The 16,008-nt window shown below is 65.0% G+C and carries 16 protein-coding genes; 10 read left to right on the forward strand and 6 right to left on the reverse strand.

The genetic code is table 11. The features are described 5' to 3' along the window. Positions 1 to 141: 141 nt before the first annotated feature. The gene (locus ACLMAJ_RS13005) at positions 142 to 384 is read left to right on the forward strand and encodes a hypothetical protein (protein WP_412013879.1); all 243 of its coding nucleotides are present in this window, start codon (positions 142 to 144) and stop codon (positions 382 to 384) included. A 105-nt stretch (positions 385 to 489) separates the two neighbouring features. Here the strand turns inward: ACLMAJ_RS13005 and ACLMAJ_RS13010 are convergent, their stop codons facing one another. After that, the gene (locus tag ACLMAJ_RS13010) at positions 490 to 696 is read right to left on the reverse strand and encodes a DUF397 domain-containing protein (RefSeq protein ID WP_412013880.1); all 207 of its coding nucleotides are present in this window, start codon (positions 694 to 696) and stop codon (positions 490 to 492) included. After that, positions 693 to 1,577, reverse strand: a complete 885-nt coding sequence (locus ACLMAJ_RS13015; RefSeq protein WP_412013882.1) for a helix-turn-helix domain-containing protein — start codon at positions 1,575 to 1,577, stop codon at positions 693 to 695. The genes ACLMAJ_RS13010 and ACLMAJ_RS13015 overlap by 4 nt, the downstream gene beginning before the upstream one ends. A gap of 979 nt (positions 1,578 to 2,556) precedes the next feature. Here ACLMAJ_RS13015 and ACLMAJ_RS13020 point away from each other — a divergent pair. From ACLMAJ_RS13020 to ACLMAJ_RS13040, 5 genes are all read left to right on the forward strand, one after another. Beyond that, positions 2,557 to 2,814, forward strand: coding sequence for a hypothetical protein (locus ACLMAJ_RS13020; protein ID WP_412013883.1), 258 nt, complete (start codon positions 2,557 to 2,559; stop codon positions 2,812 to 2,814). Continuing rightward, positions 2,811 to 3,029, forward strand: coding sequence for a hypothetical protein (locus tag ACLMAJ_RS13025; RefSeq protein WP_412013884.1), 219 nt, complete (start codon positions 2,811 to 2,813; stop codon positions 3,027 to 3,029). Before ACLMAJ_RS13020 ends, ACLMAJ_RS13025 begins: the two co-directional genes overlap by 4 nt. Positions 3,030 to 3,589: 560 nt before the next feature. Further along, positions 3,590 to 4,027 (forward strand): hypothetical protein, encoded by a 438-nt coding sequence (locus tag ACLMAJ_RS13030; protein ID WP_412013885.1) that lies wholly within the window; start codon positions 3,590 to 3,592, stop codon positions 4,025 to 4,027. A gap of 555 nt (positions 4,028 to 4,582) precedes the next feature. After that, positions 4,583 to 5,641, forward strand: coding sequence for a Gfo/Idh/MocA family oxidoreductase (locus tag ACLMAJ_RS13035; protein WP_412013886.1), 1,059 nt, complete (start codon positions 4,583 to 4,585; stop codon positions 5,639 to 5,641). A 43-nt stretch (positions 5,642 to 5,684) separates the two neighbouring features. Then, positions 5,685 to 6,488, forward strand: coding sequence for a M50 family metallopeptidase (locus ACLMAJ_RS13040; protein WP_412013887.1), 804 nt, complete (start codon positions 5,685 to 5,687; stop codon positions 6,486 to 6,488). Here the strand turns inward: ACLMAJ_RS13040 and ACLMAJ_RS13045 are convergent. Further along, positions 6,485 to 7,006, reverse strand: coding sequence for a gluconokinase (locus tag ACLMAJ_RS13045; RefSeq protein WP_412013888.1), 522 nt, complete (start codon positions 7,004 to 7,006; stop codon positions 6,485 to 6,487). The genes ACLMAJ_RS13040 and ACLMAJ_RS13045 overlap by 4 nt on opposite strands. A 434-nt stretch (positions 7,007 to 7,440) precedes the next feature. Further along, positions 7,441 to 8,184: a GTP-binding protein gene (locus tag ACLMAJ_RS13050; protein WP_412013889.1), complete on the reverse strand. Its 744-nt coding sequence runs from the start codon at positions 8,182 to 8,184 to the stop codon at positions 7,441 to 7,443. 131 nt (positions 8,185 to 8,315) lie between these two features. Between ACLMAJ_RS13050 and ACLMAJ_RS13055 the strand changes: the two genes are divergently transcribed. Further along, on the forward strand, positions 8,316 to 8,762 hold the full coding sequence (locus tag ACLMAJ_RS13055; protein ID WP_479725033.1) for a Zn-ribbon domain-containing OB-fold protein: 447 nt from the start codon (positions 8,316 to 8,318) through the stop codon (positions 8,760 to 8,762). Further along, positions 8,755 to 9,957: a lipid-transfer protein gene (locus tag ACLMAJ_RS13060; RefSeq protein WP_412013890.1), complete on the forward strand. Its 1,203-nt coding sequence runs from the start codon at positions 8,755 to 8,757 to the stop codon at positions 9,955 to 9,957. Before ACLMAJ_RS13055 ends, ACLMAJ_RS13060 begins: the two co-directional genes overlap by 8 nt. On the opposite strand, the gene ACLMAJ_RS13065 is transcribed toward ACLMAJ_RS13060, so the two are convergent. Next, the gene (locus ACLMAJ_RS13065) at positions 9,927 to 10,445 is read right to left on the reverse strand and encodes an RDD family protein (protein WP_412013891.1); all 519 of its coding nucleotides are present in this window, start codon (positions 10,443 to 10,445) and stop codon (positions 9,927 to 9,929) included. The two genes, ACLMAJ_RS13060 and ACLMAJ_RS13065, sit on opposite strands and share 31 nt — an antisense overlap. A 227-nt stretch (positions 10,446 to 10,672) precedes the next feature. Between ACLMAJ_RS13065 and ACLMAJ_RS13070 the strand changes: the two genes are divergently transcribed. Continuing rightward, entirely contained in the window at positions 10,673 to 11,773 is a 1,101-nt protein-coding gene (locus ACLMAJ_RS13070; protein ID WP_412013892.1) for a serine hydrolase domain-containing protein, read from the forward strand. 15 nt (positions 11,774 to 11,788) lie between these two features. Here the strand turns inward: ACLMAJ_RS13070 and ACLMAJ_RS13075 are convergent, their stop codons facing one another. Then, complete coding sequence (locus tag ACLMAJ_RS13075; protein ID WP_412013893.1) at positions 11,789 to 15,796, reverse strand: nSTAND1 domain-containing NTPase; 4,008 nt, start codon at positions 15,794 to 15,796, stop codon at positions 11,789 to 11,791. 89 nt (positions 15,797 to 15,885) lie between these two features. Here ACLMAJ_RS13075 and ACLMAJ_RS13080 point away from each other — a divergent pair, with 89 nt between their 5' ends. Next, positions 15,886 to 16,008, forward strand: a complete 123-nt coding sequence (locus ACLMAJ_RS13080; RefSeq protein WP_412013894.1) for a hypothetical protein — start codon at positions 15,886 to 15,888, stop codon at positions 16,006 to 16,008.

Consider the following 16,008-nt stretch of genomic DNA (forward strand, 5'->3'; position numbering starts at 1 on the left):
GGACCCGCATCAGCATCGCGCGACGACGAAAGAACACCGCCGCCGAATGCTCACGGTTGGTGCGCAGCAGTACCTCTGGAAGAACTACCACCAGCATGTAGACGGCTGCGAGGAGTCCTGCGGCTGCGACCACTCGGGTCAGTGGCAGACCTGACACTGGTCGTCCGCGCCGACGGTGAGCGCCAGGTCCCCGACGGCGGGCCGTCCGTGTCCGGTTTCATCTGGATCGGTGACCGTGTGCCGAACCTGAACAAGCCCGGCGCGGTCCGCGCGTCCATCGACGCGGGCTGGATGACAAAGGCGCGCACAGTCGGCCGCCGCAACGGCTGGGACCTATTCGATGCTGTGTACGCCAGCAGTGCCACCAGCTCGTCGACGCTATAAGCACGGAGTCCGGACCTGCGCGAGTTCCCGGTCGCTCACTCAGGAAGCGCCAGATGCCGGGGCCGCCTACGCGCTCCGATTACGAAACACGTAGGCGGGCAGCAGTTACGAGCGGCCGAATTCTCCGGCTGCTACGCCTGCGGTGAACGCATCCCACTCGGCAGGTGTGAAGACTAGCGCCGGGCCGGTCGGGTTCTTGGAGTCACGCACGCCGACCACGCCTCCGTCGAGGTGCGCGATCTCCACGCAGTCCTTGCCCCCTGCGCTGCGGCTGGATTTGAACCACTTCGCCCCCGACAGATCGACGTTCACCCTTGATACTCCCTTACTATTTGCCGTAGAAGGCGCTTGCTCGATGCAACGTCAAGCGACGATTGTTGAATGACGCTGTACGCCTGACGATACCTCGCGACGTCTTTCGCTCGCTCCAAGTACATGTCACCCGCGTACGACTCGATGTAAACCACGGTGGGAGCCACGTCGCGCCCCTTGGTATCCTGCCCAAAGTCCAGCAATGTGAACGGGCCGGTCGAGATGCCAACCGGGAATCCTGCTGAGAACGGCAACACTCGCACGGTCACGTTCGCGGGCATGTTCGCGAGGTAGTTCAGTTGTTCTGCCATCACGCGCGGCCCGCCGGCCATCGAGCGCAGTACTGATTCGTGGACGATCAGATCGACGTTGACCGGGTTGGTTTTTCGCGTAATCACCGCTTGTCGCTTCGCTTTGAGTTGGGCGCGCCTGCTCAACTCCTCGTCGGCGATGTCCGGGAAGTAGATGCGGTCGAACGAGTTGGCGTAGTCCGGTGTCTGAAAAAGTCCAGACAGCATGTCGGGTCGGAAGATCGTCAGGGTTCGCGCGCTCGATTCGAGACCAACGTACAGGTCGAAATTTCCGGGAATGACGTCGTCGAATGCGTGCCACCAACTCTTGCCCGCAGACTGCTTGGCGAGACCAACCAAGCCCGCGACGACTGCGGGGTCGTCTGTCCCGTAGATACGGCAGAGCGCTTCAACGTCCACCACGCGCACGCCGGGGCTCTTGCCCTGCTCGACGCGTGAGAGTTTGCTAGCCGACCACTGCATCAGTGGCGCGACCTCTTCGAGGGTCAAGTTGACTGCCAGGCGTCCATCGCGAAGGTACTGGCCGAGCTGTCGGCGCGGCAGCGTTGTCGCGTTGTCTTCGTCCGTCACGGTTCCTCGCTTCTCATGATGGGCGGTGTTTGCTTGCGCCGTGCAAAAGGATGGCCGCAATCGTGATAACCGCTCAGGGGATTCAGACAAGGTGCGATGCAATTGCATGATGCGCTTGCGTCACGGGTTTGTCCAGTGCTGTTCTGGAGTCCCGACGACCGGGGAACATCTTGGATCAGGAAGCCACTCAACCGATTCCAGCCGGGCGCGACTTGAACCGAGACACTACCGGGACGCACTGACTGCAACCCACCCGGTCGTCGGGTCACCCATAGATCGAGTCGATGTCCGGAGGTCGGCAGATGCCGAACAACGAGCTTCCACAACGAGACCCCTTCACCGGGCCGCCCAACGCCTACGTGGGCGAAACGAACACCGAGCTACTCGGAGCCGTCGCGTATGCCCTTCGGGCAGGGACCGCACCGTTGAAACGTCCCGGTGCCGGGTGTCGAGCCCTCCGGCATCGGGCGCACCAACCTCACTGCCAACACAAGCAGAGGTCTTGTGATGAAACACATTCCGTTCGGGGACACCCCGATGTCCCGATGCTTGTTCTACCGCAGGGTGTGCGATCTGCCCGCCAACCTCGACCCGCCGAGTCTCGGTCGCATCATCATGCAAGCAACACACGTTGGAGCACTGACGATGCCCGCACCGCTGGGGCAATCGGTCAAACATGACATGGGTCGACGTGGAACGGCTATCGGCCCGATTCTGTCGCATCCACGGTCGAACAGATGGTCATTTTTGATCAGACCCGACGTACCCGACGATATGCCGTTGTTCGCTGATCTGTTCCGGCACAACGTGTCTGTGATCCGCGAAGGGGGCACGGTGGCGTTACCGTCCCCGACCGCGCAATCCGGTGCGATCAGACGATGGATCGAACCCCCGCGTGACACCTTCCGGCCTTCTGGTCTGCTCGTCATCGAGTCGGTTCGCGCGTGTTTGGGACCGGGCAAGGTACAGGCGGTGGCTCATGTCCGATGACGTCGTGGTCTATATGCCCGAAGGCGAAATCGCCCCGTCAGTGCGGGAACTGCTCACGGTGTTCCATGAGGACACCCGCGCGAAGCTCGAGCTGGCTCCGGTGGATAGTCGGCCGACCGTGCACATGACGGATGGAACGCTCTGTGTGGTTGACGCGAACGGTTGGCCCGAGTTGTACGACAACCCCGACAAGCTGGAAGCCGTCCCTGTACGCCTGATCAGCGTCCGAGACACGGAAACACCATGAGCGCCAACGCTTCTCCGATGCCGGGCGAGAAGGATGTTCACCTGAGCGTGTTCCTGCATGGCGTGCGAATGGACTTCTCCGCGTGCCTGACTGCGGCACTGTGTTTTGTTGAAGACCACCGATCACACCATTACATCGATGCAGTGAACGTGATCCCCGGCGACACGAGCGGGATTCCCCGACTTCCCAACGAGCGCCTCTACCTTGACCCATGAGGTGGGACCGGGGTTTTCGGGTTCCAGCGGGTGCGTCGTGGTCGCGTAGGGCCAGGGTCTGCATCCACGCGATCAAATCCACGCGAGAGCGATCCAGATGCGGTTGGCATCGAAGCTGCGGACGGCATGCTGGTCAGTCCGGTGTCCTTGGCGGCACGGATGCGGTGTTGGACGGGTTTGGCTGCGCCGCGTTCTGCAACGATGCGCACTCGCGCGGATCCTGGACCTATTGCCCCCGTGTCGGTGTCGTTCGGGAGTGATTGCGCGAGGCACACCAACCCCGTATCGTCGGTGGAATGCAAACTGAGGGGGTTCATACTGCGCGCGGCAAGATTTGGCGTTGGAATAGGAAGCGCGCGACTGGGATCATCGAGTCCGTGGCTGGTGATCAAATCTGGTTCGGCTTGGATTCTCTTCGGGGAAGAAATTTCGACGCAATCAATATTGGAGATATCGTCGACGTAGATTATGAGTTCGCCCAGCAAGACTCGCACGATCGGCGTGCTGTACTTATAACCTGGGTCGAAGCTTAAACAGAAATACAATGCGGGGGGCAAGAAGTGAACAAGCTTATTTTGGCGTTGATCTCAGCCGCAACTTTCCTGTCGATTTTTTCCGTGTCGGCAGCTGCGGAACCCAATCCCGCGAACCTCGAATTTACACTGAGCAAGCCGTACAAAGAATATCAGAACAACGTCGCTCGATTCACCGGACAGATGGACTATGGCACGGGCACGCTCGCCTGGTCTCTGAAGCTCACATCAGCGACCCAGAATTTTGTTTACGGTTCGATGAGCTGTCGCACGACAATAGACGGCATCTTGGGATACTCGGATAATCATTCCGACATCCCGCGTGACTATCTGCTTCACTCGAGTGTTCGGATTGACAAAGGACGCTGGTACGGCCTGCGGAGCAGGTGTGATTTCAGGGTCTTGACCGATACCGGAATGCAGCCGGGGAATGTCGAGACTTTCGTGGACTTTATAGCGAGATAGGGCATTCAGCACAAATCGCGCTGGCTGCCCGCCCACGGAATGGGAACCCTGACCAGCAACCGAACGCCGGTCAGCTCGCCGTGCCGATAGCTCTCCACTTTGGTGACGTAGCCGCCGATGGCATCGCGGATAACGACAGTGCGGTCGGCGCGCGAGATCTTCCACGGATTCGGGATCTGCTGTTCAGTCGATCTGCCCGAGGATTCATACGTCAGGCTTTATCCCGGTTGGGGTTGCCACGGCAACTGCTCGTGCGCGCGGGCCAGGACCTGTTGTCGGCGGCGATATTGGCGCCAGCATCGCCGACGACGCTCGATCCAACCCAGCCGCGGCCGCAGCACACCAGGGTGATGCGTTCGGCGTGGACTCAGCATGGGGCGGTGCGGCAGTCGGAGAACACTGGGCGGATACAGGGGCTGACGAGCACCGCGAGCGTGAGGCCGCCAAGGATGGTGCGCGTGTCGCAGAGCGTGATCTTCAACGCGGACCTGGGGAACCGGACTGACACCTTGCACTGAAGCACCGCTGCCGGATAAGCGAGGTAGCGTCTGCGGGGTGAGCAGTCTCGAGGTCGCGATTGTCGGGTATGGACTGGCCGGATCGGTGTTCCATGCGCCGCTCATCGCCGCAGAGCCGCGCATGCGGGTCGCGGCGGTGGTCACCGGGTCGGAGGAGCGGGCGGCGCAGGCGCGGCGAGAGCATCCTGGCGTGCGGGTGGTCGCGAGCGCCGACGAACTGTTCGGCGACACGAGCGGGCTCGATCTCGTCGTGATCGCCACGCCCAATCGGACCCATGCGCCGCTGGCACGGCGGGCATTGGACGCGGGTCTGCCGGTGGTCGTCGACAAACCGTTCGCCGTGACCGTCGGCGAGGCCGAGGATCTGGTCGAACGTGCCGAACAGACCGGGTTGAACTTGTCGGTCTTCCAGAACCGCCGCTGGGACGGTGACTTCCTGACCGTTCGCGAACTCGTCACCGCCGGTCGGCTCGGCGATGTGCGGCGTTTCGAGTCGAGGTTCGAGCGGTGGCGGCCGGTGCCGAAGGGCGGATGGCGCGAGGTCGGCAGTGCCGAGGACGGCGCCGGTCTGCTCTTCGATCTCGGCAGCCACCTCGTCGACCAAGCGCTGACACTGTTGGGGCCGGTGCGCGCGGTGTACTGCGAATTGGACAGGCGGCGGCCGGGTATCCAGACCGACGACGATGCGTTCCTCGCGCTCACCCATGAGTCGGGCGTTCGAACCCAGTTGTGGATGAGTGCGGTGGCTCCGCAGCTCGGTCCGAGGTTTCGGGTCCTCGGTTCCGAAGCGGGTTACCTCAGCTACGGTTTGGATCCGCAGGAGGATGCGCTGCGCGCGGGCCGACGGCCCGATGACGGCGAGCGAAATTGGGGCACAGTCGATCCCGAGCGATACGGGCTGCTCGGGGCGGACCCCGATGCGGTGCCGTACCCCACCGTCGCAGGCAATTACCCCGCGTTCTATTCGGCGATGGCCGCCGCCCTGCTCGACGGGGCCGCCGTCCCCGTCGATCCACGGGACGCGATCACCACGTTGCGGATCCTGGAGGCCGCGCGCCGGTCGGCCGAGCACGCCGAGGTCGTCACCCTCGTCTGAACCGAGACGGGCGCGACCAGGTTTCGACGGATAAGGTGCGTCGGTGAGCAGAGCGGAATTCGTCGAACGTGGCACGTCGATCGTGGATCGGCTGACAACGACACAGGCGGCGCCGCCGTGGTGGTTGGTCGTAGGTGCCGGAGTAGCGGCGCTGCTGCTGGTGGCCTACGGCCCGGTCTGGCGGCTGACACGCAACGTGGTCACCATCGCGCACGAGGGTGGTCACGCATTGTTCGCGCTATTGACCGGCCGCAGGCTCAACAGCATCACACTGCATTCGGACACTTCGGGTTTGACCGTCTCGAGCGGAAAACCCTACGGCCTCGGGATGATTCTCACCGCGATGGCGGGCTATCCCGCGCCACCGCTACTCGGCCTCGGTTTCGCGGCACTGCTCGGCTCCGAGCGGATCACGCTGATGTTGTGGACCACCATCGTCCTGCTCGCCGCGGTGCTGATCAAGGTCCGCAATATCTACGGCCTGCTGACCGTATTCGGACTGGGCGCCATCGTCTTTGCCGTGTCGTGGTTCGGAACTGACACGCTCCAAGCGGGTTTCGCGTACCTCGGAGCCTGGTTCCTGCTGCTCGCGGGAGCACGACCCGTCATCGAACTACAGCGTGGTCGAAGGCGGCGCTGGAACAACCCCGGTGGCGCCGACTCCGACGCCGACCAGCTCGCCAGGCTCACCCACCTGCCCGGCCTGCTGTGGGTGCTGATATTCGGCGCGATCGCGGTGGCGGCGCTGGTCGTCGGCGGCGGTTTCCTGCTCGCCGACGCGACGGGGATCTGCATTCCTGTGCTGTCGGACGGCACCTGCCCCGCGCCCACCGTCCCGGCCAACTAGTCGCTGGGCCGAATCCCCAACGCTGCCATGACATCCTGAACCAGCTCCGCCGGCGGGCGGGTGGCGTCAACTGTGATGCCGTGCTCGTCGGCGGACAGCGGTTCCAGCGCGGCCAGCTGCGAGTCGAGCAGGCTCGATGGCATGAAATGACCACGCCGCGCAGCCATTCGTTGCGCGAGCTCGTCGCGCGATGCGGCGAGATGCACGAAGAACGCCTCCGGAGCGGCGGCACGCAACCGATCTCGATAACTGTGCTTGAGCGCCGAACAGCTGACCACCCCGCCGTGACTCCCCCGTCCCGCCAACCACCCCGCGATGATGTCGAGCCATGGTGCCCGATCCTCGTCCGTCAGCGGCACCCCCGCCGCCATCTTCGCGATGTTCTGTTCCGGATGGAAGTCATCCCCCTCGGAGTATTCGACCCGCAGCGCCTCGGCAATCGACCGACCCACCGTCGACTTACCGCACCCGGAAACACCCATCACCACAACGACCGGCACAGCCGTTTCTTCAGTCATCCTGCCTCCTCGGCTGCATCGGCCCGCCCAGTCGGTCCGTCACGACTGTCGAGGCCACACAGTAACCGGGGGTAACTCCCCTTCGACCCGCGGCATATCTGCTTGCCACACCTTCTTCGGCGCACAACGGGGATTACGCCGGCTGGACTCCCCTCCACATGGCCCAGCCGACGAAATACCCGCTCCGCTCGTGGTCTCGGATCCCCGTGGCCGAGTGGATTCGGCGAATCGAATCCATGTCCCAACAGTAGGAAATCCGCGACGGCCGCCGCCAACGTGATGCCGCACTATCAAGCCCATATCGGCAGGTGGGGGGCCGCGAACGGATATTCCGGACCGGAACGGGCGGTTCATCGCTCGCAGTGTGACCAGGCGATTGTGACTCACCGCGATGACGACGATCCGGCGGGAACGAGATGCGCGGCGGCCTCCGGTCAGTAGTCGAGGGCGTGTTCCGGTTGACCGACATCCAAGGGAGACGGCAGATATCGGATGATGGCGTCCAGGAGTGGGGCGATGTCGTTACTTCTGGGTGCCGCACCGCATAGGACGGGAACAACGTCACCGATGCGGGTGAGGTGACGGATGCGGTGATGCAACTGCTCCAGGGGGATCGCTCGTGAACCGGGAAAAGCGTCCGGGCGATACCGCTGCTCGGCAACTTTCCCGTGGCTCCCGTAGATCTCGACGGCCATCGGTTCGAGCGCCCACAGCGGGACCAGGTCGAGGACACCTTCGAAATCGGCGCCGACGCCGATGGGAATCTGCAGCGTCAACGGCACCGCGCCACGAATGTCGGCGATCGTGCGGACGCAGCGGTCGAAGTCGGCGCCGGGCCGACCGAGCCCGTTGACCAGGCACAGCCGTGCGACCTGATGGTCGTCGGCGACCCGCAACATCGTCTCGAGTCGCGGCGCGCTGCGCACAGCAGCGTTCACGACCGCAATCACCCCGTCGGCTACCCGGATGGACCGCTCCAGGTCCGCGATGGGCGCGTGGCTCGATAGCTCGTCGACGCGGATCGTGTGCTCGACACGGCCCGTCGCCCAATGGACCGTGCCGGAGTTGGTATCGCCGAAACAGCGCAGCAGTCGGTGGACCACCTGTGTCGTCTCGCCGGGATCCCCGATGATCGTGACATTGCGGATCGTCCGCGGTTCGATAGCTTTGGAACCCATTGCGTTGTGGCACTCCAGATCGACTCGAGGACGTAGTCACGTCCTCAATCCGCGCTCACCGTACCTCCGCTCACGCACCGCTGTGACGGATTTCCGCCCCAAAGTAGAACGTGTTCCTATACCGTCGGCCTGTGCAGAAAGAACAACGCCCCGCCGTGGCAGACTGGTTCACCGCGAACGACGGCGTGGTACGTCTCCAGGGAACTCGCTGCAATGATTGCGGCACACCATATTTCCCGCGGAATGCGCTGGCCTGTCGCAACCCACACTGTGCGGGCCCGAAGGACGGCTCCGAGCTCGCCGAATACCTGTTCTCCACGCGTGGCCGGATCTGGTCGTACGCGGACGCCCGCTACAAACCGCCACCGCCCTATGTCTCGCCCGACCCGTTCGAGCCGTATGTCGTAGCGGCAGTGGAGCTCGAAGTCGAGCAGATGGTGATTCTCGGGCAGGTCGTGCGCGGCCTCACGGTGGACGACCTGGCCGTTGGCATGCCGGTCGAATTGACCCTCGGCACGCTGTACGAGGACGACGAAGCGGAGCACACGGTGTGGATGTGGAGGCCGATCGATGACTGACACGAATGATCGCGACATCGCCGTCCTCGGTGCCGGCATGCACCAGTGGGGCAAGTGGGGGCGCAATTTCGTCGAGTACGGCCTGGTAGCCGCACGCGCGGCGCTGGCAGATGCCGGGGTGAAGCAACTCGACGTCGGCTATATCGCCGGCGCGGACACGATCCGCAATGGATACCCCGGTTTCGTCTCGGGCGCGACGTTCGCCCAGGCGCTGGGTTGGTCGGGTGCGCGGATCTCGAGTAGCTACGCCGCCTGCGCCTCCGGTGCGCAGGCCATCGCCAACGCACGCGCCCAGATCCTGGCAGGGTTGTGCGAGGTGGCCCTGGTGGTCGGCGCGGACGCCGCCCCGAAGGGCTTCTTCCAGCCGGTCGGCGGTGACCGCCGCGACGATCCGGACTGGTTGCGCTTCCACTTGCTCGGCGCTACCAACCCCATCTATTTCGCGCTCTATGCCCGCCGCCGGATGGCGATACACGGCGCAACGCTCGACGATTTCGCCGCGGTCAAGGTGAAGAACGCCAGACACGGCCTGAACAACCCCTACGCCCGCTATCGCAAAGAGGTTTCGGTCGAGGAGATCGCCGCCTCGGCGATCGTCTCGGACCCGTTGCGGCTGCTCGACATCTGCGCGACCAGCGATGGCGGGGCCGCGCTGGTGCTGACGTCGATGGAGTACGCACGTCGCCACGGCGTCGCCGACCCTGTCCGTATCCGGGCACTGTCGACGGTCACGCCGACGTTCCCGAAAACCGTTCTCGACCTGCCGGACTTCGCAACCGACTCCGCCGTGGCCGTTGCGCCCCAACCACGCACATTTCGTTCCGCCATCGCGCACGCCGCGTACGAAGAGGCCGGGCTCGGGCCCGCCGACCTGTCCTTCGCGGAAGTCTATGACCTCTCCACCGCTCTGGAATTGGACTGGTACGAGGACATCGGGCTCTGCGAAACAGGCGAAGCGGAGGCCCTGTTACGCAGCGGCGCAACGACATTGGGTGGAAGGGTGCCGGTGAATCCGAGTGGCGGGCTTGCCTGTTTCGGGGAGGCGATACCCGCGCAGGCGATCGCGCAGATCTGCGAGCTCACGTGGCAATTACGCGGCCAGGCCCACGGCCGCCAAGTGGAGAACGCGCGCGCGGGTATAGCGGTGAATCAGGGCCTTTTCGGTCATGGCTCGGCAATCATCGCCAGCACATAGGTCTTGCTCGCCCGGTCGTGCCATCCCTGCCTGGCGGCGCCGTCGCGCAGTGGTGACGCCGAGCAGAGCAGTCCCCACAGGCCGCACAGTGCGCTGGGGAGCATGAGGGTCGCCCATCGGGCGCAGGCCGGGCCGATACCGATGCCTTCGCCGGGCGCACCGGCGGTATCGGCGCTCGCCACCCGGATACCCAGGGCCTTCTTGCCGAATGTCGCGCCCTGCGTCGCGGTCAGGCCCACTTCATAGGCGAAGCTGAAAGCGAGACCGAGCACGATGGCGAGCAGCAATTCGTCGATGCCGAAGCCCGAGCCGACTTCGGCCGAATCGTCGTAAGGCACCGAGGCCCTGTAGATGACGGCGTCGACGATGCCGATCGGGATGCCGATAATCACCGTGTCGATGATGCGCGCGCCTAGACGAGACCGCATATCCGCGAGTGCAAACCGGCCCGCCGGTATGTCGAGATACTCGAAATTGGGCGTGCTCATTCATTCTCCCCCGTCAGTTGCCGGCGCCGACCGCTAGGGCGGGAACGCTAGCGAGACAATTGCGGTCGGTGCGGCGCGAAGCATCATCGAACATCGAGAAAGTAGTGGTCACAGCACTTGAATCGGATTCCGGACCGGAATCCGATCGCGAAGCAAGCACCGCGCCCAGCTACTTCCGTGCTTGATTGAGGTAGGTTCCGCACCGAATACTTCCTGGAGGGAGACTCGTGATCAGGTCCGTGCGAGCAGCGCTCGCCGCCGCGCTCATCCCGATGACGATGACCGGTAGAGCCGGGGCCGACGAGCTGGTACGGCCCGCCGAGATTCTGCGAACGGGCGCGGAAGCCGCGGTCGCGCACGGCTTTCCCGGTGTCATCGGCCTGATCCGTCGAGGCGAGGAAACACAGTACGTGCACACGGGCTCCGGCGACCTGACCACGGGGGCCGCCGCGGATCCGAGCGCGCAGTTTCGGATCGGCAGCTTCACCAAGGCATTCGTGGCAGTGGTGCTGCTGCAATTGGCAGCCGAGCAGCGACTCACTCTCGACGATCCCTTGGAGCGCTGGATCCCGGACGCGCCCCCCGGCGGCACCGCGATCACCGTGCGCCAGTTGCTGAATCACACCTCGGGCCTCGCGGATTACGCGGGCGACCCACGAGTTTCGCTGCCCTACCTGGCCAACATCGACCCCCGACAACCGTGGACACCACAGGCATTGGTGGACATCGCGACGGCACTGCCTCGAGTCAGCGGGCCCGGCGAGCGATTCTCCTACGCCAACACCAACTATCTGCTCGCCGGGATGGTCATCACCGCCGTCACCGGCCACCACCCCGCCGTCGAAGTCGGCACCCGCATCATCGAGCCACTGCGTCTGCGCGACACCACTTTCCCCACCACCGACCGCACGCTGCGGGGCAACTGGCTGCACGGCTACACCTGGCAGCGTGACGTCTCGTTCTCCGATCCCCAGGTGTACGGGGCGGCGGGCGCGATGGTGTCGACGTTGGACGATTTCGCCGCGTTTGCCAGGGCCCTGTATTCCGGGCAGCTCCTCGCACCCGCACAGCAGCGGGAGTTGACCACGACCGTGCCCATCGACAACACCGGCGCAGGCTACGGACTCGGTGTCTTCCACACACTGACACCTTGCGGCAGCGCGTGGAGCTACGTCGGTCTCGTCCTCGGCTACGAGGCCCAGATGATGATGAGCGACGACGGCGGCCGACAGGTGGTCGCGGCAGCGAACGAATATCACCTGCTCGCGGATACACCCGGCACGTACGCTCTCAGCGACGCCGTCACCGAGGCCTACTGCGCGCTCTGATCCGTTGCCGCACAATCACTCCCCGCACGGCGGACGATAGGCCATCTGAGGTAGTCGCGCTTGCCAGACCTCGCGGGTCAGCACGGCGCGGGTGACATCGCAGATGCGTGTAATCGCGTTTTCGACATCGAGATCCCACATTCGCATGACACCGTTCCCGGTGCCGATCAAATAGCGGCCCGCGGGGTCGTAGGTCAGTTGCCAACTAGTCGTGCTCGGCACGGTGATGGACTGCCCGATCGGTTTCGTGTGCGCGCGGTCGGTGATGTCCCACAGGCGCACCGTGGAATCCGCGCTGCCGGTGGCCATCGACCGGCCGTCGGGACTGATGTCGATCGATTGAATATTCAAGCCATGGGTTGTGATGGGCACGCCGAGCGGGTGAACGTTCGAGGGAACGCCGATATCCCAGGCCTGCAAAGTATTCCCGGCCAGAGTCACCAGGGTTTTGCCGTCGGGAGTCACGTCGAACCAGCCGAACGGTTTCGACTGTGTACCCGGAATACTGCCGACCTGGCGCGGCTCGGCGGGATTCGACAAGTCCCACAGCTTGATCGGATACACCTCCGCGCCGGAATCGGCCCGATCGGGCCCCATCGTGGCCACCAGGTCGTCGTGCGCGGCGTTGACGGCCATCGAGGACGTCGGCTTCGAGGCAACCGGCACTTTCGCGCTCACCGGTATCGGATGCGCCGGATCTGCCAGATCCCAGATCTGTATGTTCCACGCGGTGCCCACGCTCACCGTCCACAGGTATCGAGACCCCGGGCTGAACATTCCGGCCAACACGTCGGGTATTTCGCTCAATGTCCGAACGCGTGCGGGATCCGACACATCGAGCAGCCGCAACCGCGGTGGAAACCCCGTGACCGTGGCGACCAGACGCCCGTCACGACTGATGGTCGACCCGGACGCGGCATTGTGATCGGGGCCGGGCCCCAGACCGGCGAGCCGTCGCACCCGCGCGCGATCACGCAGATCCCAGAGTGTGACGTCGGCATCGAGTGCGCCGGTGACCATGGTGCCGCCCGCGCTGAACTCCGGTGCGAGCACCGACCAGCCGAGGCGTCCGCCGATGACGGCGGGCGGCAACGACCACAGCCGAACCACCCCTTGGGCGCTGCCCGCCGCGAGCGTGTTGCCGTCGGGACCGAACACCAGCGCATTCTGGTCTTCCTGGCACACCGGCAACGGGTAGATGTCCGGGCACGGCAGCGCCGCCGCCGACAACGTTTCACCGAGCTGCATCGGACGCGCCCGATCGGCGATATTCCAAATCTTGACGCTGCTGCGGTCACCGACGGCCAGCGTGTCGCCATCCGGACTGAACGCGACCGACCGCAGCGTCGATTTCGCCGTGGAGAGCACGGTGCCGACCTGGTTCGGGTGTAGCGGATCGGCGATATTCCACAGCGCTACCGTGGCGTCCCCGATTCCCGCCGATCCGAACGAGTTCTCGCCACCGCCGACCGCGAGCGTCGCGCCGTCCGCGCTGACGGCGATCGCGCGAATCGGGCGCACCGCCACCGTAATCGGCGGACCGAGCGGTGCGGGGGCCGCCGGGGCGAGCACCGACCACAGTCGGACCGAGTCGGCATCGGCCAGCGCGACCCAGGTTCCACTCGGGTCGAAGACCATCGACTGGATCGGCCCCGCCATCGGCCCGACGACACCTGCCCGCGACGGTGCCGCCGAATTCTCGACGTTCCACAGGGTGACGACGCGGTTGTCGTCGGCGGCGGCCAGTATTCGGCCGCTGGGACCGAACGCCACCTCGGTCACCGCGGTATCGCTGTCGGGCATGGGTTGCGCCGCGGCGCGCGGGTGCTCGGGATCCTCGACGTTCCACCGCAGGATAGAGCGCCCGCAGGACGCGGCCATCGTCGCACCGTCCGGGCTGAACGCGACCGAACTCACCGCGACCGGGCAAGACAGCGGTTCGCCGAGTTGGTGCGGATCGGCGGAATCGGTGACATCCCAGAGTCGAACGGTCTGATCGGCCCCCGCGGAGGCCAGCAACCGGCCGCCTGGCTGGTAGGCCAGGTCGGTGACCGCACCCGTATGCCCGACCAGCGGCGTCGCCAAGGGCAAGTTCTGGGTGCTCAGCAGTCGTGAATCGACTTCCTGGTCACCGGGCCGGATCCGGTGCGCGACCAGATCGAGTTGGGCCGACAGCGAGGGATCGGTGCTGCGCAGGCTTTCGGAGGCGGCCAGGATCGTGGACAGCATCGCATTGTCGCGCTGCTCGGAGGTCAACCTGCCCTGTGCGTACGCCGCGACGGCGAGCACGAGCACACCGACGCCGAGCAGGGCCAAGCCTGTTCTGGTCGCGGCCGCCCAGCGTCGGGATCTGCGCCTGGAAAACTTTGCCGCCGTGAGGAATTCGGTCACTACCTCACTGCTGTCGAGTCGGCCCGCCGCCTCCTGCGCCGTTGTCAGCCGGGTGCCGCGGTACAGCAGGGCGGGATCGCACCCGGACGTGGACCAGTCCGCGGCGTCGGATTCCAGCCGCTGCCGGATCAGGTAGCCGACGCGATCCTCATCGATCCAGGCACGCAATCGTGGCCACGCCCCCAGCACGATTTCGTGGGTGAAGTAGGCATTGTCGGAATCGGAGGTGACCAGTCTGGCGCGGACCAACGTCTCCAGCACGGCCGCGGCGGCCTCGGAATCCACCGCGCGCGCGATCAATTCGGCTCGGTCCACGCGACGCCGGGTGTCGTGGCCGTCGGCTCCCACGCTGACCAGGCTCAACAACAACGGTTTCGCCTCGATCCGCTGCGACACCGTCAACTCGTCCCATGCCCGCTCGGCGGTCGCCGCCACCGAGCCGGTCACACCGCCCGCTTTCCGGTATCCGGCAACGGTCAGCCGCAGGCGTTCTCGATGCTGCCAGGTCGCGGCCATGACGTGCGAGAGCAGTGGCAGCGCGCCGGGATCGTAGCCGCGCCGATCTGGATGATCGCCGAGGCCGCACAGTTCGGTGACGACCAATTCCACCAACCCGGACTCGAGTTCGAGTCCGGCCGCCCCTGCCGGTCCAGTGATGGCCTCCGACAACTCACCCAGCCGCATCGGACCGAGCACGTAATCGCGATTCTTGAGCGCTTCCTCGAGGATCGGATAGTCGAGACACGGCGCGTAGAAGTCGGCGCGGATTGCCAGAACGACTGTGCTCCAGCGATTCTCGTGCGGTCCAGCGATGTCGGCAAGCATCGCGAGGAAAGCCTCACGCTCGCCATCGTCATGGCATGCGGTGAACAGTTCCTCGAATTGATCGACGATCACCAACCCACGCCGACCCGTTGCCCAGGCGTCCACCGGATCGCCCAACGCCTCGGTCAATGCCGCCACCGGCCGCGAACCCGGTGTCAAGGTCGCCACCTCCCAGTCGCCGCCACGTGCGAGGACGGCGGGAATCAGGCCCGCGTGCAGCAGCGACGACTTCCCGGCTCCCGAAGCACCCACCAGGGCGACCATGCCGCCACAGTGCTTCACGCCGCCCTTGGTTCCGATCGAGCCCTGCACGCCGGTCGAGCCGAGTACCAGTTCGGCCAACTCGGCGGTCGCGCCAGCACGGCCGAAGAACTGGTCGACGTCGGCGCGGCTGTAGGAGGCCAGCCCGCGGTAGGGGCAGACGGCATTCGCGTCGTTGGACTCGAGTCGCCAGGAGTCCGCTGCCGTCCACAGTCGCTGCCACTCTTTCAGATCCACCAGTGCGCCGGACACCGGATCGGCCGACTTCTTGGCCAGTTCGATGAGCGTCAGCAAGACCGGTACCAGCGGCTCGAACTGTGCGGGCACGTTCTTGCCCGAACGCCAGTCGCTGATGCGCTGCAATGAGACCGAGCTACCACGGGCCTTACCGCGGGTGGCCTTCATGCGCGCCTCGGCAGCGGCCGCCACCTGGCGCAAGGTCGGATTGCCCGCCGCGTCGAACAGCTCGACGAGCCGTCGCGCGAAGATCGTCCTGGGCGATCCGCCGGTACGGGATTGCTCTGCCGACTCGCCCGCACTCGCCACCCGCCAATCATGCCGGGCGTGTTGTATTCGATCAAACGATCAATGCTCACACACTGACGACCGCAGGACGCTCGGGCACCACGATCGAGATGGAACTACGCATCTGCACCGAGCGGCAGCAGGGTGCCAGCCGCCGCTATCTCCAGATCCTCGCCCCCGAGGACCTCGCGCACCTGGAACTGATTGCCGCGCAGGTGATGTCGCAGCTGTAG

Origin of the sequence: Nocardia arseniciresistens (assembly GCF_046764875.1) — a bacterium.
Lineage (GTDB): Bacteria > Actinomycetota > Actinomycetes > Mycobacteriales > Mycobacteriaceae > Nocardia > Nocardia arseniciresistens.

What these genes read in the sequence shown, in the direction of transcription:
- ACLMAJ_RS13025 (WP_412013884.1), top strand. Translation starts at nt 2,811, where the DNA reads ATGAGCGCCAACGCTTCTCCGATGCCGGGCGAGAAGGATGTTCACCTG.
- ACLMAJ_RS13065 (WP_412013891.1), bottom strand. Translation starts at nt 10,445, where the DNA reads ATGAGCACGCCCAATTTCGAGTATCTCGACATACCGGCGGGCCGGTTT.
- ACLMAJ_RS13045 (WP_412013888.1), bottom strand. Translation starts at nt 7,006, where the DNA reads ATGACTGAAGAAACGGCTGTGCCGGTCGTTGTGGTGATGGGTGTTTCC.
- ACLMAJ_RS13080 (WP_412013894.1), top strand. Translation starts at nt 15,886, where the DNA reads ATGGAACTACGCATCTGCACCGAGCGGCAGCAGGGTGCCAGCCGCCGC.
- ACLMAJ_RS13050 (WP_412013889.1), bottom strand. Translation starts at nt 8,184, where the DNA reads ATGGGTTCCAAAGCTATCGAACCGCGGACGATCCGCAATGTCACGATC.
- ACLMAJ_RS13020 (WP_412013883.1), top strand. Translation starts at nt 2,557, where the DNA reads ATGTCCGATGACGTCGTGGTCTATATGCCCGAAGGCGAAATCGCCCCG.
- ACLMAJ_RS13060 (WP_412013890.1), top strand. Translation starts at nt 8,755, where the DNA reads ATGACTGACACGAATGATCGCGACATCGCCGTCCTCGGTGCCGGCATG.